17 protein-coding genes, 1 tRNA gene and 4 pseudogenes are annotated in these 23,305 nt (G+C 66.0%); 11 read left to right on the forward strand and 11 right to left on the reverse strand.

Features of this window, described 5'->3' with window-relative positions:
- The first annotated feature begins 17 nt into the window (after positions 1-17).
- Positions 18-785, forward strand: coding sequence for a sulfite exporter TauE/SafE family protein (locus tag EXE63_RS27790; protein ID WP_168145814.1), 768 nt, complete (start codon positions 18-20; stop codon positions 783-785).
- 205 nt (positions 786-990) lie between these two features.
- Entirely contained in the window at positions 991-1,917 is a 927-nt protein-coding gene (locus EXE63_RS27795; protein ID WP_168144603.1) for a sulfite exporter TauE/SafE family protein, read from the forward strand.
- Here EXE63_RS27795 and EXE63_RS27800 read toward each other — a convergent pair.
- Positions 1,897-3,390 carry a cryptochrome/photolyase family protein gene (locus EXE63_RS27800; protein ID WP_168144604.1) on the reverse strand — a complete coding sequence of 498 codons (1,494 nt, stop codon included), beginning with the start codon at positions 3,388-3,390 and terminating at the stop codon, positions 1,897-1,899. The genes EXE63_RS27795 and EXE63_RS27800 overlap by 21 nt on opposite strands.
- 102 nt (positions 3,391-3,492) lie before the next feature.
- Between EXE63_RS27800 and EXE63_RS27805 the strand changes: the two genes are divergently transcribed.
- The 3 genes from EXE63_RS27805 (at position 3,493) to EXE63_RS27815 (ending at position 6,694) form a co-directional block, all read left to right on the forward strand.
- Positions 3,493-3,569, forward strand: a tRNA-Pro gene (locus EXE63_RS27805).
- Between the two features lie 340 nt (positions 3,570-3,909).
- Positions 3,910-5,145 (forward strand): IS256 family transposase, encoded by a 1,236-nt coding sequence (locus tag EXE63_RS27810; RefSeq protein ID WP_168143021.1) that lies wholly within the window; start codon positions 3,910-3,912, stop codon positions 5,143-5,145.
- A 241-nt stretch (positions 5,146-5,386) separates the two neighbouring features.
- Positions 5,387-6,694 (forward strand): NtaA/DmoA family FMN-dependent monooxygenase, encoded by a 1,308-nt coding sequence (locus tag EXE63_RS27815; RefSeq protein WP_168144605.1) that lies wholly within the window; start codon positions 5,387-5,389, stop codon positions 6,692-6,694.
- A gap of 133 nt (positions 6,695-6,827) precedes the next feature.
- Here EXE63_RS27815 and EXE63_RS27820 read toward each other — a convergent pair.
- Both EXE63_RS27820 and EXE63_RS27825 read right to left on the reverse strand, forming a co-directional pair.
- A pseudogene (locus tag EXE63_RS27820) lies at positions 6,828-7,666 on the reverse strand (SDR family oxidoreductase).
- 20 nt (positions 7,667-7,686) lie between these two features.
- Entirely contained in the window at positions 7,687-8,019 is a 333-nt protein-coding gene (locus EXE63_RS27825) for a hypothetical protein (protein ID WP_168144606.1), read from the reverse strand.
- 266 nt (positions 8,020-8,285) lie between these two features.
- On the opposite strand from EXE63_RS27825, the pseudogene EXE63_RS27830 reads away from it, so the two are divergent.
- Positions 8,286-10,391, forward strand: a pseudogene (locus EXE63_RS27830) (catalase).
- Positions 10,392-10,416: 25 nt separating this feature from the next.
- On the opposite strand, the gene EXE63_RS27835 reads toward EXE63_RS27830, so the two are convergent.
- A complete protein-coding gene (locus EXE63_RS27835) occupies positions 10,417-11,274 on the reverse strand; it encodes an aldo/keto reductase (protein ID WP_168144607.1) in 858 nt (285 codons plus the stop codon).
- 76 nt (positions 11,275-11,350) lie between these two features.
- Entirely contained in the window at positions 11,351-12,355 is a 1,005-nt protein-coding gene (locus EXE63_RS27840) for a 1-aminocyclopropane-1-carboxylate deaminase (protein WP_168144608.1), read from the reverse strand.
- Positions 12,356-12,682: 327 nt separating this feature from the next.
- On the opposite strand from EXE63_RS27840, the gene EXE63_RS27845 reads away from it, so the two are divergent.
- Positions 12,683-14,311 carry an acetolactate synthase large subunit gene (locus tag EXE63_RS27845; protein WP_234904662.1) on the forward strand — a complete coding sequence of 543 codons (1,629 nt, stop codon included), beginning with the start codon at positions 12,683-12,685 and terminating at the stop codon, positions 14,309-14,311.
- A gap of 83 nt (positions 14,312-14,394) precedes the next feature.
- On the opposite strand, the gene EXE63_RS27850 is transcribed toward EXE63_RS27845, so the two are convergent.
- Together EXE63_RS27850 and EXE63_RS27855 are read right to left on the reverse strand one after the other, a co-directional pair.
- Positions 14,395-14,979 carry a TetR/AcrR family transcriptional regulator gene (locus tag EXE63_RS27850; protein ID WP_168144610.1) on the reverse strand — a complete coding sequence of 195 codons (585 nt, stop codon included), beginning with the start codon at positions 14,977-14,979 and terminating at the stop codon, positions 14,395-14,397.
- A gap of 166 nt (positions 14,980-15,145) precedes the next feature.
- A complete protein-coding gene (locus EXE63_RS27855; protein ID WP_168144611.1) occupies positions 15,146-16,009 on the reverse strand; it encodes a cyclopropane mycolic acid synthase family methyltransferase in 864 nt (287 codons plus the stop codon).
- A 234-nt stretch (positions 16,010-16,243) separates the two neighbouring features.
- Here EXE63_RS27855 and EXE63_RS27860 point away from each other — a divergent pair, with 234 nt between their 5' ends.
- The gene (locus tag EXE63_RS27860; RefSeq protein ID WP_234904293.1) at positions 16,244-17,353 is read left to right on the forward strand and encodes a GGDEF domain-containing protein; all 1,110 of its coding nucleotides are present in this window, start codon (positions 16,244-16,246) and stop codon (positions 17,351-17,353) included.
- A 22-nt stretch (positions 17,354-17,375) separates the two neighbouring features.
- Here EXE63_RS27860 and EXE63_RS27865 read toward each other — a convergent pair whose 3' ends face one another.
- Positions 17,376-17,798 (reverse strand): nitroreductase family deazaflavin-dependent oxidoreductase, encoded by a 423-nt coding sequence (locus EXE63_RS27865; protein WP_168144613.1) that lies wholly within the window; start codon positions 17,796-17,798, stop codon positions 17,376-17,378.
- Positions 17,799-17,946: 148 nt separating this feature from the next.
- Here EXE63_RS27865 and EXE63_RS27870 point away from each other — a divergent pair.
- The 3 genes and pseudogenes from EXE63_RS27870 to EXE63_RS27880 form a co-directional block, all read left to right on the forward strand.
- Positions 17,947-18,295: pseudogene (locus EXE63_RS27870) on the forward strand (IS110 family transposase); the annotation flags it as partial.
- A 126-nt stretch (positions 18,296-18,421) separates the two neighbouring features.
- Positions 18,422-19,657: an IS256 family transposase gene (locus tag EXE63_RS27875; RefSeq protein WP_168143021.1), complete on the forward strand. Its 1,236-nt coding sequence runs from the start codon at positions 18,422-18,424 to the stop codon at positions 19,655-19,657.
- 57 nt (positions 19,658-19,714) lie between these two features.
- Positions 19,715-20,476 (forward strand): annotated as a pseudogene (locus EXE63_RS27880) (transposase); the annotation flags it as partial.
- Positions 20,477-20,759: 283 nt separating this feature from the next.
- Here the strand turns inward: EXE63_RS27880 and EXE63_RS27885 are convergent.
- The 3 genes from EXE63_RS27885 to EXE63_RS27895 form a co-directional block, all read right to left on the reverse strand.
- Positions 20,760-21,935, reverse strand: a complete 1,176-nt coding sequence (locus tag EXE63_RS27885; protein ID WP_168144614.1) for a metallophosphoesterase — start codon at positions 21,933-21,935, stop codon at positions 20,760-20,762.
- A gap of 369 nt (positions 21,936-22,304) precedes the next feature.
- Positions 22,305-22,886, reverse strand: a complete 582-nt coding sequence (locus EXE63_RS27890; protein WP_168144615.1) for an ATPase — start codon at positions 22,884-22,886, stop codon at positions 22,305-22,307.
- Positions 22,883-23,272: a TA system antitoxin ParD family protein gene (locus tag EXE63_RS27895; protein ID WP_168144616.1), complete on the reverse strand. Its 390-nt coding sequence runs from the start codon at positions 23,270-23,272 to the stop codon at positions 22,883-22,885. The genes EXE63_RS27890 and EXE63_RS27895 overlap by 4 nt, the downstream gene beginning before the upstream one ends.
- Positions 23,273-23,305: the final 33 nt, after the last annotated feature.

Genomic DNA, 23,305 nt, shown 5'->3' on the forward strand with positions numbered 1-23,305 from the left:
CAGTGTCGACCACCCACATGATCCTGATCGCGTTGGCCGGAGTGGGTGCCGGAGCGATCAACGCGATCGTCGGCTCGGGCACTCTCATCACCTTCCCGACCCTGGTCGCCCTCGGCTTCCCACCGGTCACCGCGACGATGTCGAACGCAGTAGGGTTGGTCGCCGGCGGAGTGTCGGGCACCTGGGGGTACCGCCGCGAACTGCGCGGCCAGTGGAGCCGCTTGCGCTGGCAGATCCCGGCCTCGCTGGTCGGCGCCGGTGTCGGCGCCTGGCTGCTGCTGCACCTGCCGGAAAAGGTGTTCATCCGTATCGTCCCGGCGCTGTTGATCCTCGCGCTGGTCCTGGTGCTGCTGGGTCCGCGCATCCAAGCCTGGGCGCGCCGGCGGGCCGAAGCATCGGGCCAGACCGCCGACCATGTGTCGGCGGCCCGGATGACCGCCCTGGTGGCGGGAACGTTCGCCGTCGGCATCTACGGCGGCTACTTCACCGCGGCGCAGGGCATCCTGCTGGTGGCGGTTATGGGCGCCTTGCTGCCCGACGATATGCAGCGCATGAATGCGGCCAAGAATCTGCTGTCGCTGCTGGTCAACGTGGTCGCCGCGGTGGCCTACACGGCGGTGGCGTTCGACCGGATCAGCTGGGTGGCGGCCGGACTGATCGCGGTGGGATCGCTGATCGGCGGCTTCCTCGGTGCCCACTACGGGCGGCGGCTGTCACCCAGTGCGTTGCGGGCCGTGATTGTCGTGGTGGGATTGATTGGGCTGTATCGGTTGTTGTCCGTGTAGTCTGGCCTGCGGCTTGAGAATCTGGGAGGACTCCGATGAGTGAACGCGCTTTCGCGGCGTCACCGTCCGAGTTGTGCGCGCTCGAGCCGTTCTGGCCGTCGCGCCGGTTGATGGCTTTCGACGAGTGGTGTTGTCGGCGTCCCTGACGTCCGCCCCACCCGTCTCAAGGCCGCCCATGGCCTCCTGATCGAAAGCAGCCGAACCAGTGCGTTCGCTCATCATCTTCACGCTTGTCGGTGTCGGCGCCCAGCTCGTGGACGGCGCGCTCGGCATGGCGTTCGGCGTCACCGCCACCACCCTGCTGGTGCTCTCCAACGTCGGCGCCGCGCAGGCCAGCGCCGCGGTGCACCTCGCCGAGGTCGGCACCACGTTCGCCTCGGGGCTCTCGCACTGGAAGTTCAAGAACATCGAGTGGGCGCTGGTGGCCAAACTGGGTGTGCCCGGCGCTGTCGGCGCCTTCCTGGGTGCGACGGTGTTGTCGTCGTTGTCCACCGAACATGCCGCTCCACTGATGGCGGCCATCTTGATGGCGATCGGTCTGTACGTCCTGCTGCGGTTCTCGCTGCGGACACCGCTGACGTTCGGTGGGCGGGGGACCAGCCACAGCACGAAGTTCCTGGCCCCGCTGGGGCTGTTCGGTGGATTCATCGACGCCTCGGGCGGCGGTGGCTGGGGCCCGGTGACGACCAGTACCTTGCTCTCCCAGGGCAAGACGGCGCCCAGGACGGTCATCGGCTCGGTCAGTGCGTCCGAGTTCCTGGTCTCGGTGTCGGCGTCACTCGGCTTCCTGATCGGCCTGCGTCAGGAGTTCCTGGAGAACTGGCCGGTGGTCGTGGGGCTGATGATCGGTGGCGTGATCGCGGCTCCGTTCGCCGCGTGGTTGGTGACCAAGGTCAGCCCGGCACTGCTGGGCACCGCGGTCGGCGGTGTCATCGTGCTGACCAACAGCCAGAAGCTGGTGCATTTCTTCGACATCCAGTGGCCGTGGTCGACGGCGATCTACTCGCTGATCGTCGTGGTGTGGGTGTCGTTGGTGATCTACGCCTGGCGGGTGACGCGCGCGCCACGCTTTGCCCCCGAGGCAGGAGCCGTGGCGGCGGGTGAGACGGAGTCAGAAGCGATCACGCGCTGATTCCTGCTCCAAGACGGCCTCGAGGTCGGTGAGCCGGTCCATCGTCGAGACGCTGCGGCGGGTCCGGTTGTTGCGGGACAGCAGGTCCCGGTGCTTATGGGTGAAGGCCCAGTAGCCGGCGGTGAACGGGCACGCGTCGTCGCCGACCCGTTTCTTCGGGTCGAACGCGCAGTCACCGCAGTGGTCGCTCATCTTGTTGATGTAGGCGCCGCCGGAGGTATACGGCTTGGTCGCGAGCAGACCGCCGTCGGCGTGCTGGCTCATGCCCACCACGTTGGTGGGCATCACCCAGCGGAAGCCGTCGACGTAGGCGGTGGCGAACCAGTCGGTGAGCTCGTCGGGCCGGTAGCCGCGCTGCAGGGCATGGCTGCCGAGCACCATGAGGCGTTGGATGTGGTGGTTCCAGCCGCGGTCCCGGACGCCCGCCAGCGCGTTGTGCAGGCATCGCGCGGTGACGGCGTCGGCGTCGAGATCGGCCCACCAGTCCGGCAGCGGCGCCCGGGCGTTCAGTTCGTTGTTGTCGGCGGTGTAGTCGGGGCCGAAGTGCCAGTACAGGTGCCACATGTATTCGCGCCAGCCGAGGATCTGCCGGATGAACCCCTCCACGGCGGCCAGCGGTGCCTGGTTGTCGCGGTACGCCTGCTCGGCGGCTTCCACCGCGTCGAGCGGGTGCAGTACGCCCAGGTTGAGCGGTACGGACAGCAGTGAGTGCGACATCGACCAGTCCTGGGCCATGATGGCGTCCTCGTAGCGGCCGAAGGCCGGCAGTCGGTGTTCGACGAAGCGGGTCAGCGCGCGCTTGGCCTCGGCAGGAGTGACGGCGAACAGGCGCGGGCCGTCGACGCCGACGGTGTCGAGGTCCATCTGGTCCAGGTCGCGGCGGACCTGCTCGTCGATATCGTCCTCGCGGGGTTGGTACGGGGCGGGGACATCGAGGGTCTTCTGCTTCTTCGGCGGGGGCTCCCGGTTGTCCTCGTCGTAGTTCCATCGGTTGCCGACCGGGTCCTTGCCCTCCATCAGGACGTCGAAGCGGCGGCGCTGGTCACGGTAGAAGTCCTCCATCCGGAAGCGGGTCCGCTGGCCGGCCCACTCCTGGAAATCCTTGCGCGGCAGCGCGAATGTCGGGGTGGGCAGGATGTCGGCGATCAGACCGTTGTTGCGGAGTCGGTGGACGAACTTCTCGGCCGCATGCGAGGTGGGTTCGAACACCAGGACGGGTCGCTTGAACTGGTGCAGCGCGTCGGAATAGGTGTCGGCGTGCAGCAGGGTGGCACGATCGTCGAGGTCGTGCGCGGCGTGCCTGAGCGCGGACAGCACCAGATGGAGTTTCTGGCGGTGGTAGCGGCGCTTGGCCAGCGCCGAGGTCGCCTCCACCAGCAGCACCTCACGGTGGGCGTGCTCACCGCCGTAGGTGGCCGGGCCGAGCTGATCGGCGAACAGCCACAGGGGAGTGTCATCGCGGGTCTGCGCCACCCGTCCTTGATACCCCGATTTGGTAGGGATGACGCGGTTGGGATTTGGGTAGGGGGCTGAGGTAGAGTTTCGCTCGCCTACCGGCGATCCCGGAAGGCAACTCGGGCTGTGGCGCAGCTTGGTAGCGCACTTGACTGGGGGTCAAGTGGTCGCAGGTTCAAATCCTGTCAGCCCGACCAAGGGAAACCCGCTCCGACCTGTGTCGGAGCGGGTTTTGGCGTCTCGAGGCGCTCTAGCGCTCCTGGCAGCTCAATGGACAGTGGAAGGTCCCGGAAACTACGGGGTGGGTTCCAGTCAACGTCGCAACACTGTCGGACCAGATGATGTTGGCAACGCGGCCGCTCTCTCAGGAGAACTGAAGCGGCACTTCTAGCGCGTTCGGGGTTGCGTCCAGCAGAGTGGTGTACGAGTCGGACCTGATCGGCGGTACCGGCGTGTCGTAGCCGAATGATTGAAGGTCATCGCGTGATTCTTCGAGAGACCGACCAAAGTCACTCGAGCAAAGAAGGAACACACGCGATGACCACTGCCCACAATATCGACCTGCCCACCGTGCTTGCCGAACGACTCACCACCACCCACCCCGACGTGCTGCGTGAGCTGCTGGCCACGTTCATCCATACGCTGATGGGCGCGGAAGCCGACGCGCTGTGCGGCGCCGGATACGGTGAACGCAGTACCGAACGGACGAACTCCCGCAACGGGTACCGGCACCGCCAATTCGACACCCGCACAGGTTCATTGGATCTCGCAATTCCCAAGCTGCGCCACGGTTCCTACTTCCCGGAGTGGCTACTGGAACGCCGCAAACGCGCCGAGCGGGCCCTGACCACCGTGGTGGCCACCTGCTACCTGCTCGGAGTCTCCACCCGGCGGATGGACAAGCTCGTCGAAACCCTGGGCATCACCAGTCTGTCGAAGTCGCAGGTGTCGGTGATGGCCAAGGAACTCGACACCGCAGTCGAGGCGTTCCGCAGCCGCCCGCTGGACGCCGGCCCGTACACGTTCGTCGCCGCCGATGCGCTGGTGCTCAAGGTGCGCGAGCAGGGACGTGTGGTCAACGTGCACGCGCTGATCGCCGTCGGGGTCAACGCCGAGGGCTACCGCGAGATCCTGGGCATCGACGTCAGCACCGCCGAGGACGGGGCGGGCTGGCTGACGTTCTGGCGGTCGTTGACCGCCCGCGGCCTGTCCGGGGTCAAGCTCATCACCTCCGACGCGCACGCCGGGCTGGTGGCTGCGATCGGGGCGACTCTGCCCGGAGCTGCCTGGCAGCGCTGCCGGACCCACTACACGACCAATCTGATGGCGATCACCCCGAAGTCGTCGTGGCCATGGGTACGCACCCTGCTGCATTCGGTGTTCGATCAGCCCGACGCGCAATCCGTTGCTGCACAATATGATCGCATCATCGATGCACTATCGGACAAGCTGCCCAAAGTCGCCGACCATCTGGAGAACGCCCGCGCGGACCTGCTCGCGTTCACCGCGTTTCCCAAACAGATCTGGCGCCAGATCTGGTCGAACAACCCCCAGGAACGACTCAACAAGGAGATCCGGCGACGCACCGACGTCGTCGGAATCTTCCCCGACCGAGGCGCCCTGATCCGCCTCGTCGGAGCGGTCCTGGCCGAACAGCACGACGAATGGGCCGAATCCCGGCGCTACCTCGGCCTCGACGTCCTGAGCAAATCCCGAGCCGACCAGAACTCACCAACCGAACAGGAGGACGTGCCGGCGGCACTGACCGCCTGAACCATCACCTCGAAGAATCACACGACAACGTCGTACACCACGTCCCTGGACTTGACCGCGTTCGGGTGAGCCGGGAGGAAGTCCAAGCCCACCGCTCGCAGAATGGGAGGGTGGATCGTCTGTGACCTGTGGCTTGACTCGCGACCTGTCAGCCTAATTCGAGCGAGACGCGGGGGACACATGGTGGACACGATGCCGAGATTGGATTTCGCTGACAGTTCACTCTCATCAATGAGGACAGATGCCAGCAAAACCGTTCCACCTCGGATGGTTTCAGACTTTCCAGGCCAACGAGTGGAAGACTCCGTACACGCTGTCCGAGGGGGTTCCCTTCACCGGGGACTTCTACGTCGAGCTGGCACAGGCGCTCGAGCGGGCCTGCTTCGACTTCCTGATGCTGGAAGACACCGTCGGGATCCCGCGCGGTCTGGAAGGCACCACGGCTCGCGCCCTGGAGAACGGCGACTCCTGTCCGAAACAGGATCCGGTGCCGCTGGCCGCGAAGGTCGGCGCGCTGACCCGGCAACTGGGCATCGTCGCGACGATGTCCACGACGTTCTACCACCCGTATGCTTTGGCGCGCCTGGCGTCCACTATGGACTCGCTCACGAGTGGGCGCTTCGGCTGGAACGTGGTCACCAGCGCCAAGGACGAAGCGGCCCAGAACTACGGCCTCGATGAGATGTCGGAGCACGATTTGCGCTACGAGATCGCCGACGAGTTCGTGGAGCTCGTGAACGCCCTCTGCGACAGCTGGGAACCGGGAGCGATCGTGCGTGATCGCGAGAAGGGCATCTACATCGATCCCAGCAAGGTCCATGACGTCGACTTCGTCGGCAAGCACTTCAAGTCGCGGGGCCCCCTGACGTGCGTCCGCTCACCGCAGGGGCGTCCCGTCTACCTGCAAGCCGGGGGTTCCCCCGCGGGGCGGGCCTTCGCCGCCAAGCACGCCGATGCGATCATCGCCTGGGCGACCGGAGTCGAGGGGATGAAGGAGTACCGAGCGGACATCCGCGCGCAGGCCGCCGCCGCTGGGCGCGATCCTGATGACGTGAAGGTGATGTTCCTGTTCTCCCCGATCCTCGGCGAGACCGAGGAGGAGGCACGAGCCAAGGTCAAGCCGATGAGCGAGGAGGAGATCCCGGCGCGGCTCAAGGCGTTGAGTTCGAACTTCTACGCGGACTTCACCAAGATGGACCTTGACGAGCCGGTCCCGTACTTCGTCACGCGCGGCGAACAGGGATCACTCGCTGGGTTCGCCCAGTGGGGAACCGGCAAGACGCTGCGCCAGTGCATGCAGGCCCGATCGGCAGGCGGCGCCAGCTCCTTCGAGGCCATCGGTACGCCGGACCAGGTCGCCGACATCATGGCGGCGGCGATGGAAGAGGTTGGCGGCGACGGCTTCCTGTTCCCAGGGGACGGCGGCTCGCTGACGCGTCACAGGATCATCGAGATTTGCGACGGGCTGGTGCCGGCGCTGCAGGCGAGGGGTCTGACCCGGACGAGCTACTCACACAACCTGTTGCGGGACAACCTACGGGCGTTCTGAGCCCGATCCCCGAGGGTGATTCGGGATCGGTGACTCCGGCGGATGGTGCGGTGGACTCGCGCCGCGGGGAACATTCTGATCTGGTGCGCACAGCCCTCGGACGCCGTCGTCGTAGATCTGTGACCGGACATCCTCACAGAATGGGACGACCGCCGGTCACCGCGATGCGCGCACCGGAAACGTAGCTGCCCTCATCGGAGGCCAGCAGGACGTACACCGGGGCCAGTTCGACCGGTTGGCCGGCGCGCCCGAGCGGAGTGTTCTCGCCGAACTTCGCCACCTTCTCCGGCGGCATGGTCGACGGGATCAACGGAGTCCAGATCGGTCCCGGCGCCACACTGTTGACCCGGATGCCGTCCGGCCCGAGGAGCTGCGCGAGGCTGGCGCTGAAGTTCGCGATCGCTGATTTCGTCGCCGCGTACGGCGCCAGCGTCGGGTTGGGCGAATCGGAGTTGACCGAGGAGTCGCGATGATCGAGGAACCCGCGGGCATGTGCGGAGTCGCCGCCTTGGCCAGGTAGAAGAACGCCCCCACATTGAGCTTGAACGTGTAGTCCCACTCCTCGTCGCTGATCTCCTGCAGATTGTGGTGGGTCATCTGGTAGGCCGCGTTGATCACCAGCACATCGAGACCGCCCCATTCGCCGACCACGGTGTCGATCACGGAGCGGCAGTGCGAGGCCTCGGAAAGATCGCCGGGGATCGAGATGGCACGTCGGCCCTCGGCCTCGATCAGCTGGTGCACCTGCTTGGCGTCGTCGTGTTCGTTGAGATAGGCATTGGCGACGTCGGCGCCCTCACGGGCGAAGGCGATGGCGGCTGCGCGTCCGATCCCGCTGTCGCCGCCGGTGATCAGGGTGCGCTTTCCGGTCAGCTTCCCCGAGCCGCGGTAGCTGTCCTCGCCGCAGTCCGGCACCGGGTTCATCTCCGATTGATTGCCGGGCGGAATCTGTTGTTGCTCGGGAAATTCCATGGTGTGTCCTTTCCGGCCGCTCAGGCCATGCTCGTGGGCGCTGCCCTCGGGACGTCGGATTGTGGGGCCGACGGGCGGCGAAACAATGCGCCCCAGCGGTGTTCCGCGACGCGCGCGGCCGGGTCGACGGTCGTGTCGCGGTAGCCGCCGGCGGCTAGCACCAAACCTCGGGCGAGCGCATAGGTCGAAAGGCCGGCCTCTCGTCCCGCGGATACCAGCTCGGCGATGGCCTGTTCGGGCGAGCACCGACGTAGTCCGATCAAGATTCCCTCGGCCAGGTGCAGCGTTCGGGCACGGGCCATGGAATCGTCGATGCGGGAAAAGGCGCCCTCCGGTCCCGGTTCATGTAGCACGATGTGCACCCCCTGGCGATTGGCTGTAGCCGAGTGAGTACCCATTGCGGTTGGCGGTAAGCGTCATCGACGGCCAGCAAACGAACGAACCGATGAGGCGGGCGGGCGAGACCGACCACATGGGGCATACCACCTGGAACGCCAACGGTTTTGGAGACTCCCACGGGCATCGAGGATTCGGATGCCCCTGAACGGGGTAGTCAACGCTTGCCTTCCGCGTACAGCCAGCCTGCGCGGCTCCCACATCTCGCTCGCAGGAGTTCGACATGCCCCCAGCACGCAAATCCGATCAAGCCGCCGCGAAAGCCGTCGGACCGACCGGCAGCGCCGCGCAGCCAGATCCCGACTACCGCGCCCAGTCCGGTGAGTATCTGACCACCGCACAGGGGCTGCGGTTGTCCGACACCGACCATTCGCTCAAAGCCGGATCTCGCGGACCCACGCTGCTCGAAGACTTCCACCTGCGGGAGAAAATCACCCACTTCGACCACGAACGCATCCCCGAGCGCGTCGTGCACGCGCGTGGTGCGGCCGCCCACGGCGTATTCGAGTCCTACGGCACCGCATCCTCGGTGACCAGGGCCGGTTTCCTGGGTAAGCGCGGCACCAAAACCGAAGTCTTCACCCGGTTTTCGACGGTTCTCGGCTCGCGGGGCTCGGCGGACACGGTGCGTGACACGCGCGGGTTTGCCGTGAAGTTCTACACCGCCGAGGGTGTCTTCGACCTGGTGGGCAACAACATGCCGGTGTTCTTCATCCAGGACGGCATCAAGTTCCCGGACATCATCCATGCCGGAAAGCCGCACCCCGACCGCGAGATCCCGCAGGCCCAGTCGGCGCACGACACATTCTGGGACTTTGTCTCGCTGCACACCGAGGCGACCCATCACGTCTTCTGGAATATGAGCGACCGCGGCATACCGCGCTCCTACCGGACGATGGAAGGTTTTGGCGTGCACACCTTCCGGCTGGTCAACGCGGACGGTAAGACCAGCTTGGCGAAATTCCATTGGAAGCCCGCCGCGGGCGTGCACTCGCTGGTCTGGGAGGAAGCCCAGATTACGGCCGGGGTCGACCCGGACTTCCACCGTCGCGACATGGCCGACGGCATCGAAGCAGGCGCGTTTCTCGAATACGAACTCGGCATCCAGGTCATGCCGGACGACGGGACCGACAGTTTCGAGGGGATCGACCTGCTCGACCCGACCAAACTGGTGCCCGAGGAACTGGTTCCGGTGCAGGTCATCGGCAAGTTGACCTTGAACCGCAACCCCACCAACTACTTTGCCGAAACCGAGCAGGTCGCCTTCCACACCGGCAACCTCGTGCCCGGCATCGAGGTCACCAACGACCCGCTCATGCAGGCCCGGCTGTTCTCCTACCTGGACACCCAATTGACCCGGCTGGGCGGGCCGAACTTCACCCAGTTACCGATCAACCGCCCGCATTGCCCGGTCAACGACATGTTGCGCGACGGCATGCATCAGACAGCGGTCCACACCGGCCTGGCCCCGTATCACCCGAACAGCATCGACAACGACGAACCGAAGCCCGCCGACGTCGATGAAGGCGGCTACGTCCATACTCCGCGTGTCATCGAGGGCACGGCCGTTCGGGCCCAGCCTGTTTCGTTCGATGATCACTTCACGCAGCCGGCCATGTTCTACCGCAGCCTCAGCCCGATCGAGCAGGCGCATGTGGTCGAGGCCTTCACGTTCGAGTTGGGGAAGGTCTACGAGCAGTCCATCAAGGAGCGTCAGCTCCAGGTGCTGGCCAACGTCGACGCCGACCTGTGCCAGCAGGTGGCGGCCGGGCTCGGGCTGCCCGCCCCGGCCGGCGAGCCCGTACAGGACGTACCGGTGTAACCGGCCCTGTCGCAGATCGTGACCGACCCGGGACCCATCGATGGCCGCAAGATCGGCATCATCGCCGATGCCGGGTCCGACCTCGCCGGGGTTGCGGCGCTGGTGAAGGCGATGTCCGGGTTGGGCGCCACGGCGCTCGTGGTGGCTCCGGTGGGTGGAGAGCTCAAGGCACGCCGGCGCACAGTCACCGTCGACCGCACCTTCGCCACGGCGCGCTCCATCGAATTCGACGCGGTGGTGGTGGCGGACGGCACGACGGCCGGTGCCGACATCAAGCTGGTGGTGTTACTGCAGGAAGCATTCCGGCACTGCAAGGCACTCGGAGCCTGGGGCGATGGCGCGGCGGTCCTGAAGACCGCCCGGATCCCGGCGAAGGGCCCTGGCGTGGAAGTCGCGAAGGCCGCCGACAAGGCGTTCGTCGCCGCACTGGCCAATGCCCTGGGCGTGCATCGCGCCTGGGAGCGGGCACCGAAGGTGATGGCCTCCGCGGTGCCGCCGGTGAGCTGAGCGCGCCGGGCTGTGTCGGACCGAGCTACGGAGTGAACTCGGCGGGCAGCTGGATATCCGCGATCGCGAGGTTCTCCTCGAGATGGGCCACCGATGAGGTGCCCGGGATCAGGAGGACGTTGGGCGCGACCGACAGCGTCCACGCCAGCACGATCTGGGCCGGCGTATAACCCAGCTCGGCCGCGGTCTGCCTGACGGCGGGATTGCCGAGCACCGGGTTGTCGGCGGTGAACCCAGAACCGAGCGGGAAGAACGGGACGAACGAGATGCCGTGCTCGGTACACAGGTCGAGCACAGGCTGCGAGGAACGGTCCAGGACATTGAAGGCGTTCTGCACGGTGACGATCTCGGTGCGGTCCAACGCGATTCGCAGGTGTTCGATCGAGACGCTGGACAGGCCGATGCCCGCGATGAGGCCCTCGTCGCGGGCGGCGATCATGGCGGTCAGCTGACGGTCGAACAGCTCGCGCTCGACCGCGCCGACACTGCTGGGGTCACCGGAGTGGATGCGAAGATTCACGGCGGCGAGCCGATCGGTACCCAGGGTCTCCAGGTTGGCTTCGATGTCGGCGCGCAACTCGTCGGGTTGCTGTGCGGCAATCCACTCGCCCCCGTCGTTGCGACGTGCCCCGACCTTGCTGACCAGCGCCAGGTTCGCGGGGTAGGGGTGAAGGGCTTCGCGGATGAGCTCGTTGGACACGTTGGGCCCGTAGAACTGCGCGGTGTCGATATGGTCGACGCCGAGTTCCACGGCCCGCTTGAGCACAGCGATGGCCTGATCGTGATCGCGCGGTGGCCCGATGACGCCGGGGCCGGGAAGCTGCATGGCCCCGAATCCGACGCGACTCACCGTGAAGGGGCCTAGCGGGAAGGTTGTCGTCATTTTTCGAACTACCTCGCCTTCGTCGGGGTTATTCCCCGAGCCCGTTGCGGGCTTGACGCCGACGATAGCCCGTCCTTCAGAAGATGCCGCTGTAGGCGTTCAGCGCCGGCTGGCCGCCGAGGTGTGCGTAGAGCACTGTGGAGGTGGGTCCGATCTGCCCGGACTGGACCAGGTCGATCAGTCCGGCCATGGACTTACCTTCGTAGACCGGGTCGAGGATGACGCCTTCGAGTCGGCCGGTCAGGGTGATCGCATCGATCGTGGATTGCACCGGTATGCCGTAGAGGTCGCCCGCCCAGCCCTCGAGAACGGTGATCTCGTCATCGCGGAGTTCACGGCCGAGGCCGATGAGCTCGGCGGTGTTGCGGGCGATACGTTCGACCTGGGCTCGGGTCTTCTCCAGGGTCGCCGAGGCGTCGATACCGATGATGCGCCGTGGCCGGTCCTGGCCGGCGAACCCCGCGATCATCCCGGCGTGGGTGGAGCCGGTCACGGTGCAGACCACGATCGTGTCGAAGAAGATGCCGAGGTCCCGTTCCTGCTGTTGGACTTCGTAGGCCCAACGGGCGAAGCCGAGTCCGCCCAGCCGGTGATCGGAGGCGCCGGCGGGGATGGCGTAGGGCGTGCCGCCCGCGCGTTTGACGTCCTCGATGGCGTTCTGCCAGCTGTCCTTGAAGCCGATGCCGAAGCCGGAGGGATCGAGTCGCACGTCTGCGCCCATGATGCGCGACAGCAGAATATTGCCGACCTTGTCGTTGACGGAATCAGGCCAGTCGACCCACTTCTCTTGCACGAGCACGGCTTTCAGGCCCAGGCTGGCGGCGACGGCGGCCACCTGGCGGGTGTGGTTGGACTGGACGCCCCCGATCGAGACCAGCGTGTCGGCGCCCTGCTCGAGTGCCTCCGGGATCAGGTACTCCAGCTTTCGGGTCTTGTTGCCGCCGTAGGCCAGCCCGGCGTTGACATCCTCGCGCTTGGCCCAGATCTCCGCGCCACCGAGGAACTGGCTCAGGCGGCGTAGCGGGTGGACGGGGCTCGGGCCGAACGTCAGCGGATAGCGCTGGAAGTCTTCGATAACCATGGGTATCTCCTGGGACGCTGGACGTGGCCGCTGTGAAATGCAATATATCGCATGGCGGCGACGATGGCAGCGGAGGGTTCACCGAGGCATGCCGAGTTCTTGGCGAGGTCGATTTCGAAAGAACAGCACCCGGGCACCTCCGTTGCTGACCCGAGCCATCTCCTCGAAGAGCCGAACACCGTCGAAAATGCCCGCCGAAGAGGGCATTTCGATCCGCCGACGTGGATGGTACGGCCCGGCCGTATCGCCGTGGCGACTCCATCGGGGGATTGCGGGCTGTGGTTAGCTGAAGTGGTGTCTGATGCCGGTCGCACCACCGCAGAGTTGATCGTCGAATGCCTGGAGAACGAAGGGGTCACCCATGTGTTCGGCATCCCCGGCGAGGAGAACATCCTGCTCATCGAGGCGCTGTCGAGGTCATCGATCGAGTACGTCCTCACCCGCCATGAGCAGGGTGCGTCGTTCATGGCGGAGGTTTACGGTCGACTGACCGGCAAGGCCGGGGTGTGCTCGGCGACCCTGGGGCCCGGCGCGATCAACCTGCTGCTCGGCGTTGCTGATGCCACCACGAATTCCACTCCGGTGCTGGCGCTTTCAGCACAAGTAGGAATGCGGCGCAGTTACAAGGAGTCGCATCAGAGTGTGGATCTGGTGTCGATGTTCGCGCCCGTCACCAAGTGGTCGGCGCTGGTCGCCACGCCGGGTTCGGTGCCGGAGATGGTCCGCAAGGCCTTCAAGCTCGCGCAGACCGAGCGTCCCGGAGCGGTGTACCTCGCGGTGCCCGAAGACGTCGAAGACGCGGCAGCGCCCGCAGACACCACCGCACTGCGCATCAACGTGCCGCGCCCGGACGACCCGTCGGAAAAGCAGATTGCGCGGGCGGCGGCGATCCTGAACTCGGCGCGCAATCCGGTGCTGCTCGCCGGCCACGGCGCGGCCCGCGGCGGGGCCTCCGCGGCGGTGCGACGTTTCGCGGAGACACTCGGAATGCCGGTGGCCACCACATTTCACGGCAAGGGCGTGATGCCCGATGACCATCCCTTGGCCCTGGGCGCGGTCGGGTTCATGCGCCACGATTACGCCAACTTCGGTTTCGACCAGGCCGATGTCATCGTCGCTGCCGGCTACGAACTGCAGGAATTCGATCCGGTCCGGATCAACCCGCGTGGGGACACCAAGATCATTCACGTGCACCGGTTTCCGGCTGAAGTCGATGTCCACTACGACGTCGCCGTGGGGTTGCACGCCGACATCGGGCAGTGCCTGGACGCGCTCGCCGCCGCGGCCGACCGCGACGAGCTGTATTCGTCGGGCCAGGAACGCATCCGCGGCCTGCTGGCCGAGGAACTCGATCGTGGCCGCGCCGATGACAGCTTCCCGTTGACCCCTGCGCGCATCGTCGCCGACACCCGTGCCGCCTTGGCGCGCGAGGACATCGCGCTGGTGGACACCGGTGCCTTGAAGATGTGGATGGCGCGGCTCTATCCCACCTACGAGCCGAACACCTGCCTGATCTCCAACGGGCTCTCCACGATGGGATGGACGGTGCCCGGCGCGATCGCCGCCAAGATCGCACGACCTTCGGCCAATATCCTCGTCGCGACCGGGGATGGGTCGTTCCTGATGAACTCCCAGGAGATCGAGACGGCGCTGCGCGTCGGCACGCCGATGGTGATCCTCATCTGGGTGGATGACGCCTACGGTTTGATCAGCTGGAAGATGGACCTGGAGATCGGGCACAACGTGGACACCCGCTTCGGCAATCCCGACTTCGTGGCCTATGCCGAGAGTTTCGGCGCCACGGGGCATCGCATCTCTTCGGCCGGCGAGTTGTTGCCGACCCTGCGGGAAGCGTTGTCGGCGGACACCGTCAGCGTCATCGCCTGCCCAGTGGACTACAGCGCGAACAGCGCCCTGATCGCCGCACTGGGAGAGCTCGACGAGTCCTGGTCGTGAGTTCTGCCGGCACGCCCTCTCGAGACCGTCTTGGAAGCCGTTGTCATAAAGCGCTTTACGTCACCGTCCGCAGATGCGCCGTGTCAGGCACTCAGACCGGTGGTGAGAATGGCGGCAAGTTCGCGATAGGCGCTCGCGTCATCGAGTCCGGTATTGGCGCGCACGGTGCGTTGCTGGATGCGCACCATCATGGTGGCGGCAAGATCGGCCGCGAACGCGGCATGCACATCGCGGAATTCGCCGCCGGCGACACCGGCGGCGATGATGTCCTGGACCCGGCCCGCCGCGAGCGCGGTATTGCGTTCGTACACATCGCGAGAGGGCGGGAAGGCGTCCAGGTCGGCCATGAATTGATCCGACGCCGCATCGAGCGCCGTTCCGACCGCCGATAGATACGCGGAGATCTGGGCGCGCGCGCCATCGGCCTCGGCGACTTCGGCCTCGACATCGGCGGTCGCACGGCGGAAGAAATGCACCGTCGCCATCTGCACGAGCTGCTCCTTGCTGCCGGCCAGGGTGTACAGCGTCGACTTGGAGCAGCGCAGTCGTGCCGCGATGTCGTCGAGGGTCAGATGCGCGAATCCCTCGGCCAAGAACAGCGCGATGAGGGTGTCGAAAAGCACCCCGCGTCGCCGGGTGCCGAATGCGTGTTCTGAAGATCCACTCACGGCGTGATGGTACTGCAGCGAGTTGAGCAGTACCGATATGCGAATGTGTGATGAATCGGTGGGACGATGTCGGTCAGCGAGGCCGAGGACATCATCATGGACCGGCTGGCCGACATGGTCGCCGTGTGACCGGGCAGTTGCCTGGCGGAATCGCTTGAACGACGGGTTATTTCGTCAGCGTGAACTGCCCGACGTCGATCAGGCCGCTGCGGAACAGCGGCGGGCAGCCGAGTAGGTACTTCATGTAGCGGTCGTAGACCTCCTGGGACTGCAGGGCGATGGCTTCGTCCTTGCGTGCCTCCAGCGCCGCGGACCAGTAGTCCAGGGTCGTGGGGTAGTGGGGCTGCAAAGACTGGAACCGGGTCACGGTGAAACCGGGCTTCACGGCGTGCGCGTTGACCATCCGCACCGACGGCAGCCGGCCGCCGGGGAAGATCTCGCGGACCATGAACAGGCAGAACCGGGCCATCTCCATGCTCAGCGGGATGGCTTTTTCACGGACCTCGTCGGGATGCAGACCCAGGATGGTGTGCAGCAGCAGGATGCCGTCGTCCGGCATCGCGTTGTAGGCGAAGTCGAAGAAATCGTCGTAGCGATCGAAGCCGAAATGCTCGAAGGCGCCGATCGACACGATGCGATCCACCGGCTCGTCGAATTGTTCCCAACCACGCAACTCGACCCGCTTGGAGCTCGGGCTCTCCGATGCGGCGAACAACTGCTCGACGTGCGCCTGCTGGTTCGCGCTGAGGGTCAACCCGATCACGTTGACGTCGTAGCGTTCCAGCGCGCGGTTCAGCGTCGAGCCCCAGCCGCACCCGACGTCGAGCAGCGTCATACCCGGCTGCAGATCGAGCTTGCCCAGGGCCAGGTCGATTTTGGCGATCTGCGCCTCTTGCAGCGTCATGTCGTCGCGCTCGAAGTAGGCGCAACTGTAGGTCTGAGTCGGGTCCAGGAACAGCCGGAAGAAATCGTCGGACAGGTCGTAGTGCGCCTGCACGTTCTCGAAGTGCGGCTTCAGCTGCTTGGACATTGGCGTGAGAGCCTTCCTGAAAGTCCGGCAGCGATCACACAGGTTCCCCGACCGTGCGCCACCCGGATGGTTCCGACGTTAGTCCCTTTCGGGGTTCTCCGACGGCTAACGATTGCTGCCGATCCGAAAACGGATATCCTTCGCGGTGAATTGACGGCGCCCCGACGTGGCGAGGCGTCACGGCATGAAGGGCCTCAAGGGCTGGTTCAGAGAAGGCAGCATCGGGGGAACGGATTGCCGAAGTATTCGATCAGTTTCGCGGTATTCGCTCGCCTCATACGTGCCTGGTGGAGCGAGCCGGTCGCCTATGCCACCCAGGTGCAGTACTTCACCAAGCGGACCATGTCCAAGACGATCCAGGTGGCGATCGGCGTCGGCACCGGCATCGACGGGATCGTCTCGCTGGTGCTGCTGTGGCCGGCCGCCGGTAACCCCGCGTCCGGTGCCGCCATGGCGACGTTCGCCGCTCTCCAAATTGTGTGGGGGCTTGCGTGGTGTGTCCTGCCCTGGCCCACGCGGTGGATTTCGCTCGCCTTCGTCGTATCCGCCGATATCGCGATCGCCGCGGTGGTGCTGCTGGATGGGAGCTGGCTGTTCGCGCTGTTCGGTTGGTACTTCTTCGCTCTGATGTCGGTGTACGTGATGTTCTTCGACGGCGCGAAACTAGCTGTGGGGCACGCCCTGTGGGTGGTGCTCACGGCATGCTTGTTCGTCACCGGCACCGGCTCGGCGTTCGGCGGCCTCAACCCCCTGGTGACGACACTCGTGTGGGTGGTGCCGATGGCCGCGGCGCCATTGGGCATCCAGTGCGGCATCTGGGCCATGCGCAACGATGCCTACGAGGCGGTCACCGACCCGCTGACCGGATTGCTCAACCGGCGCGGACTGCACCTGCACATCGACGACCTCTTGCACGGCAGCTCCTCCGACGAGGCAGAGGTGGACGTCATGGTGGTGGATCTCGACCGTTTCAAGGACATCAACGATGCCTACGGCCATCCCATCGGCGACGAGGTTCTGATCCGTAGCGCGCGACGTATCAAGGCCGCCGTGCGCGGCAGCGCGTTGGTGGCCCGCGTCGGCGGTGAGGAATTCGTCGTCATCGATCTGGCCGAACCGGACCGCACGGAGCGTGAATCGGACCGCGTGCGCGATGCGATCGCCGCTCCCGCGGACCCGCCGATCACCGCCAGTGTCGGTGTCACCAGTGTCGCGGTCGCCGACCTCGGCGATCGCGGCGTCGATTCGGTGACCGTGCTCGACACCATCATCGAACGCGCCGACCGAGCGATGTTCGACGCCAAACGCGACGGCGGCAACGCGACGATCCGCATTCGGCCCTGACCGCGCATGTCGGCGTCGCCCGTCAGGAGACCCTGACCAGCTCCACCACCGGGATGACGCGCTCGGTCTTGCGCTGGTACTCGCCGAATTGCGGTTCGACGGCAACCTGTTTCGCGTAGACACCGTCGCGTTCGTCGCCCTCCAGGACCCGTGCGGTCGCCGCGAAGGTATCGCTGCCGATCTCGACGGTGATGTCCGGATGGGCAAGGAGGTTGCGGTACCAGTCGGGGTGGGTATCGGCTCCGCCCTTGCTGGCGAAGATGTAGATTCGGCCGTCGTCCAGCAGCGGCACCAGCGGTGCGATGCGTTCGATTCCGGACTTGGCGCCGGTGTGATGCACCAGGACCAGGGGCTTGCCCTCGAACACCCCGCCCGCCTTGCCGCCGGTCTCCCGGAATTCGGTGATCACGGCGTTGTTCATCTGGTCGAATTCGTGCTTTTCCATCTGCCCAACGGTAGTACTGCTAGACGGTATGAGGTGACCGTCGGCTGTTGTCGGGGGTTGCGGGCCGGGGCCTCGCTCACCCATGTTCGTGGGTTACCGGGTGGGTAGTGGGCCCGCCCGGTCTATCCAACAGTGTTGGGAGGCCCCGGTGTTCACTGAGCGTACGAGTATTGGGCTGGACGTGCACGCACGTTCGGTCGCGGCGGCAGCAATCGATGGGATGACCGGTCAGGTGACCCAGACCCGGTTGACGCCGTCTTACGAGCACATCCAGGACTGGATCAAACAGATGCCTGGTCCGGTGGCGGTTGCCTACGAGGCCGGCCCCACGGGTTTTGGACTGTATCGCGCACTGACCAGTGCAGGAATTCGGTGCGAGGTGCTCGCACCATCGAAGCTGCAGAAACCCGCCGGAGATCGGGTGAAGACCGATGCTCGCGACGCCTTGCACTTGGCCCGGCTGCTGCGCTTAGACGAGGTCACCTCGGTTGCGTCCAGCAGAGTGGTGTACGAGTCGGACCTGATCGGCGGTACCGGCGTGTCGTAGCCGAATGATTGAAGGTCATCGCGTGATTCTTCGAGAGACCGACCAAAGTCACTCGAGCAAAGAAGGAACACACGCGATGACCACTGCCCACAATATCGACCTGCCCACCGTGCTTGCCGAACGACTCACCACCACCCACCCCGACGTGCTGCGTGAGCTGCTGGCCACGTTCATCCATACGCTGATGGGCGCGGAAGCCGACGCGCTGTGCGGCGCCGGATACGGTGAACGCAGTACCGAACGGACGAACTCCCGCAACGGGTACCGGCACCGCCAATTCGACACCCGCACAGGTTCATTGGATCTCGCAATTCCCAAGCTGCGCCACGGTTCCTACTTCCCGGAGTGGCTACTGGAACGCCGCAAACGCGCCGAGCGGGCCCTGACCACCGTGGTGGCCACCTGCTACCTGCTCGGAGTCTCCACCCGGCGGATGGACAAGCTCGTCGAAACCCTGGGCATCACCAGTCTGTCGAAGTCGCAGGTGTCGGTGATGGCCAAGGAACTCGACACCGCAGTCGAGGCGTTCCGCAGCCGCCCGCTGGACGCCGGCCCGTACACGTTCGTCGCCGCCGATGCGCTGGTGCTCAAGGTGCGCGAGCAGGGACGTGTGGTCAACGTGCACGCGCTGATCGCCGTCGGGGTCAACGCCGAGGGCTACCGCGAGATCCTGGGCATCGACGTCAGCACCGCCGAGGACGGGGCGGGCTGGCTGACGTTCTGGCGGTCGTTGACCGCCCGCGGCCTGTCCGGGGTCAAGCTCATCACCTCCGACGCGCACGCCGGGCTGGTGGCTGCGATCGGGGCGACTCTGCCCGGAGCTGCCTGGCAGCGCTGCCGGACCCACTACACGACCAATCTGATGGCGATCACCCCGAAGTCGTCGTGGCCATGGGTACGCACCCTGCTGCATTCGGTGTTCGATCAGCCCGACGCGCAATCCGTTGCTGCACAATATGATCGCATCATCGATGCACTATCGGACAAGCTGCCCAAAGTCGCCGACCATCTGGAGAACGCCCGCGCGGACCTGCTCGCGTTCACCGCGTTTCCCAAACAGATCTGGCGCCAGATCTGGTCGAACAACCCCCAGGAACGACTCAACAAGGAGATCCGGCGACGCACCGACGTCGTCGGAATCTTCCCCGACCGAGGCGCCCTGATCCGCCTCGTCGGAGCGGTCCTGGCCGAACAGCACGACGAATGGGCCGAATCCCGGCGCTACCTCGGCCTCGACGTCCTGAGCAAATCCCGAGCCGACCAGAACTCACCAACCGAACAGGAGGACGTGCCGGCGGCACTGACCGCCTGAACCATCACCTCGAAGAATCACACGACAACGTCGTACACCACGTCCCTGGACTTGACCGTCACCTCGGTGGCGATCCCGAGCCTGAACCAGGAAGCATGCCGCGATCTGGTGCGCGCTCGCGAAGACTGCCGCGGTGATCTGATGCGGGCCCGTCATCGACTGTCCAAGCTGCTGCTGCGCCACGGCATCGTCTACTACGGCGGCCACGCCTGGACGGGTACCCATGATCGCTGGCTGCGCACTGATGCTGTGACCCGGTTGCAGATGCCAGCCACACGGATGGCCTTCGACGCCGATTACGAGCATGTACTGATGCTGCAGGCCCGACGCGACCGCTTGGACGCAGCGATCCACGAAGTCGCCGCCGACAGCGAGTTCACCCCCATCGTGCGTCGGGTGTCGTGTCTTCGCGGCGTAAGCACCTTGACCGGCTTCGCACTGGCGGTTGAGATCGGCGACTGGAACAGATTCACCGGCAACACGATCGGCTCCTTCGTCGGACTGGTGCCCTCGGAACACTCGTCGGGTTCGGCACGGGTGCAGGGACCGATCACCAAGACCGGCAACACCCACGTACGCCGCCTGCTCGTCGAAGCAGCCTGGCATCACCGACCTCGCTATCGTGTCGGACCGGTGATGCGGTCACGGTGGGACCTGGCCCCGGTCGCCGCCCGTGCCCGTGGTGACGAGGGCAACCGACGCTTGCATCACCGGTGGGTGGGCTTTCTGGCCCGCCGCAAGCGGTCCACGGTGGCCAATGTTGCGGTCGCCCGCGAACTGGCCGGCTGGTGCTGGTCGCTGGCGGTCATGGACGACTAACCGCCACCCAAGCTGCTTCCTTGGTCACGGTGGTGGCAGCGCGTGGATCGACCCGCGACCGGCCTATGAGCAGACCCCTGAAAGGGGGCCGACGCTCGATTCTAGACACGCGGATACGATCCAGCCGAAACACCGTCCTGCGGTAACCAATCCGCGCATATCAGTCTGACCGCGCGTCGCCAACCGACACGCTCACCACACGGACCCAGGAAGCAACGAGGCGCCGCCGGGATAACTTTCCCGGCGGCGCCTCACCCTGCCTATTGACAAACTTCCCTACATATCAGGCCGGGGCGTTCAGGGTCAGCACCGAGATGTCCGGTGGTGCACCGACCCGCACCGGCGGGCCCCAGAACCCGGCCCCGCGTGAGACGTACAACTGGGTGTCCTGATGGGTCGACAGCCCTGCCAGCGACGGTTGCACCGCCTCCACGATGTACTGGAACGGCCAGGTCTGCCCGCCGTGGGTGTGCCCGGACAACTGCAGGTCCACTCCGCGGGCCGCTGCCTCTGCGACCATCACCGGTTGGTGGGCCAGCAGCACCGTCGGTCGTGACGGCTCGGCACCGGCCAGTGCACGATCGAAATCCGGCGGGTCGCCGCGCTCTTCGCCGGCCAGGTCGTTCACGCCGGCCAAGTCGAACGCGGCGCCGCCACGCCGGATCGCGGTGTTCTCGTTGCGCAGCGACGACACACCCAACCGCTCCAGCTCATGGATCCACGGCATCGTGTCCTCGACGAAGTACTCGTGATTTCCGGTGACGAAGAAGGACCCTTCGCGAGACACCAAGTCCTGCAGCGGCTCTGCAGCATGGCCGAGCTTTTCGACGGTGCCGTCCACGAGGTCGCCGACGATGGCCACCAGATCGGCGTCGGCTTCGTTGATCAGCCGGACGATCCGCTCGGTGTGCCGCCGCCCCAGCAGGGGACCCAGATGGATATCGGAGACCACCGCGATCCGGAACCCGTTGAACGCCGGATCCAGCCGGCCGAGCCGGACCGGTACCTGCAGGACGTTGGGCGGGCCGAGTGCTGTGGCGGCACCGTAACCGACCAGCCCCGAGGCCGCGACACCCGCCGCAACCGCACTGGTGCGCGCCAGGAAGACCCGCCGGTTGACCGCCGGTGCGGGCTCATCGAGAGCGGCGGGCTCGACCGTCGAGCCGCGTTTCACCCAGCCGCGCAGAATCAACCTCACCGGCTCCAGCAGCAACAGGGCCAGCAGCAGGTACCCGACCAGCGCGAACCAGAGGTAGCCCGGCCACGCGAACCAGGCGGACTCGTCGATCCCGGTGATTCGCGGAACCATCAGCGTCATGACCAGCAGGGCGGCCAACGTCAGGAACACAGCCGTCAGCACCCAGCGGGTGCGCCCGGGGACGGTGGTGTCTCGGATCAGCCGTTTCCACACATAGAGGTGCGCCAGCCCGAGGACCGAGGTCAGAATGATGATGAACATGCAGGCGATCAGCCCCGCGCCCGGACCAGACTCATGTCAAAAGCCTAGCCATGGGTCCCCTTGTCCAGGTTTGCTGTGACCACGCTCACCGGCGATTCCAGAATCGGTGGTGGTGCATGGCATGATTCGCCCTCGCACCGGGTACATGGGTGCGGACGGCGAAAGGAACTCCGATGGCTGGTGCCGCTGCATTGAGTGGACGCACAGTTGGTACCTGCCCGGGATGCGGCTACCCGGTGATGGGCCCGCATCCGTGCGCGGCGTGCGCACCGCTGATGGCGGCTGCGCAGGCTATCGCCGCGCAGGATGGTCCGGTTGTCGCTGCCTGAGCACACAGACGTCCACCGCAGTGCCGCCGGCGGTGACAGGTCATGCGGCAGGCCATGTCGCCGTCAGAACCTCCGGCGTCCACGCCGGCCATGACGGCGTGCCCACCGCGAACCCCGAGTTGAGCTGGGCCACGATCCGAGGTCCCGTCCGCGCACTGTTGTCGTAGCAGCTGGTGGACTCGGCGCGCATCCCCGCGACGGCGACCAGGTCCCACAATCGCCGGTAGCGTCGCCGGATCTTGTCTTCGGGCACCTGGTGTCCGCCGGCCCGAACCCGGTGCCGCACCCGCTCGACGGCCAGTTCCTCGGGGATCAGCACCACGTGCAGCACCACCGCGTAGCCCGCCGTCTGCGCGGCGTCGATCAGATCGAGTTTCGACGGATGCGAGAACACCGTCTCGGCGATGAACGACTCACCGAGCTCGATCAGCTTCGCCCGCGTGTCGGCCGCGATGCGGGCCGCCTCGTAGGCGTGATCGGCGGCGGCGCCCGGCCACCTGTGCCTGGCGATCTCATCGGCGTTGACCACCGGGCTGCCGGGAAGCAGCGGCGCCAGCGTCAACTCGATGAAGGTGGACTTGCCCGCACCGTTGGAGCCGACGACGAGGTCGAGGCGTCTCACCGGCGGGGGTGCAGCACCGACGAGCTGCCGTCGGGGCGGTATTCGATGATCTGCCCGGATGCATCCAGTGCGACGGTGGTGATTCCACGCGCGGCCAGCAGCGCCCCGTAGTCGGTGTCGGCCAGGCTCTCCTCGATGGCCGCTGAGATCTCGGCGTTGAACACGACACCTTCCTCGGTGGTCAGCTCGGCCAATTCCACCCCGCCCGCCAACGCGGCCTCCACCTTGCGGCGTGCCGCGCTGTGCTGGGCCGACACCGACCGCCCGATCCGCGCCCAGTGGTCCAGCTGCTGTTTGGCCGAGCGACTCTGCCGGGCGCCTTCGGCGGCGGCGCTGTCCATGAGGTCAGCGGCGACCCTGGTCACGCGATCAGCGGCATTGGCCATGACGAGCTCCTTTGCATGTAGCAGTCTGCTACA

Source organism: Mycolicibacterium frederiksbergense (genome assembly GCF_012223425.1).
GTDB classification, from domain to species: Bacteria; Actinomycetota; Actinomycetes; order Mycobacteriales; family Mycobacteriaceae; genus Mycobacterium; species Mycobacterium frederiksbergense.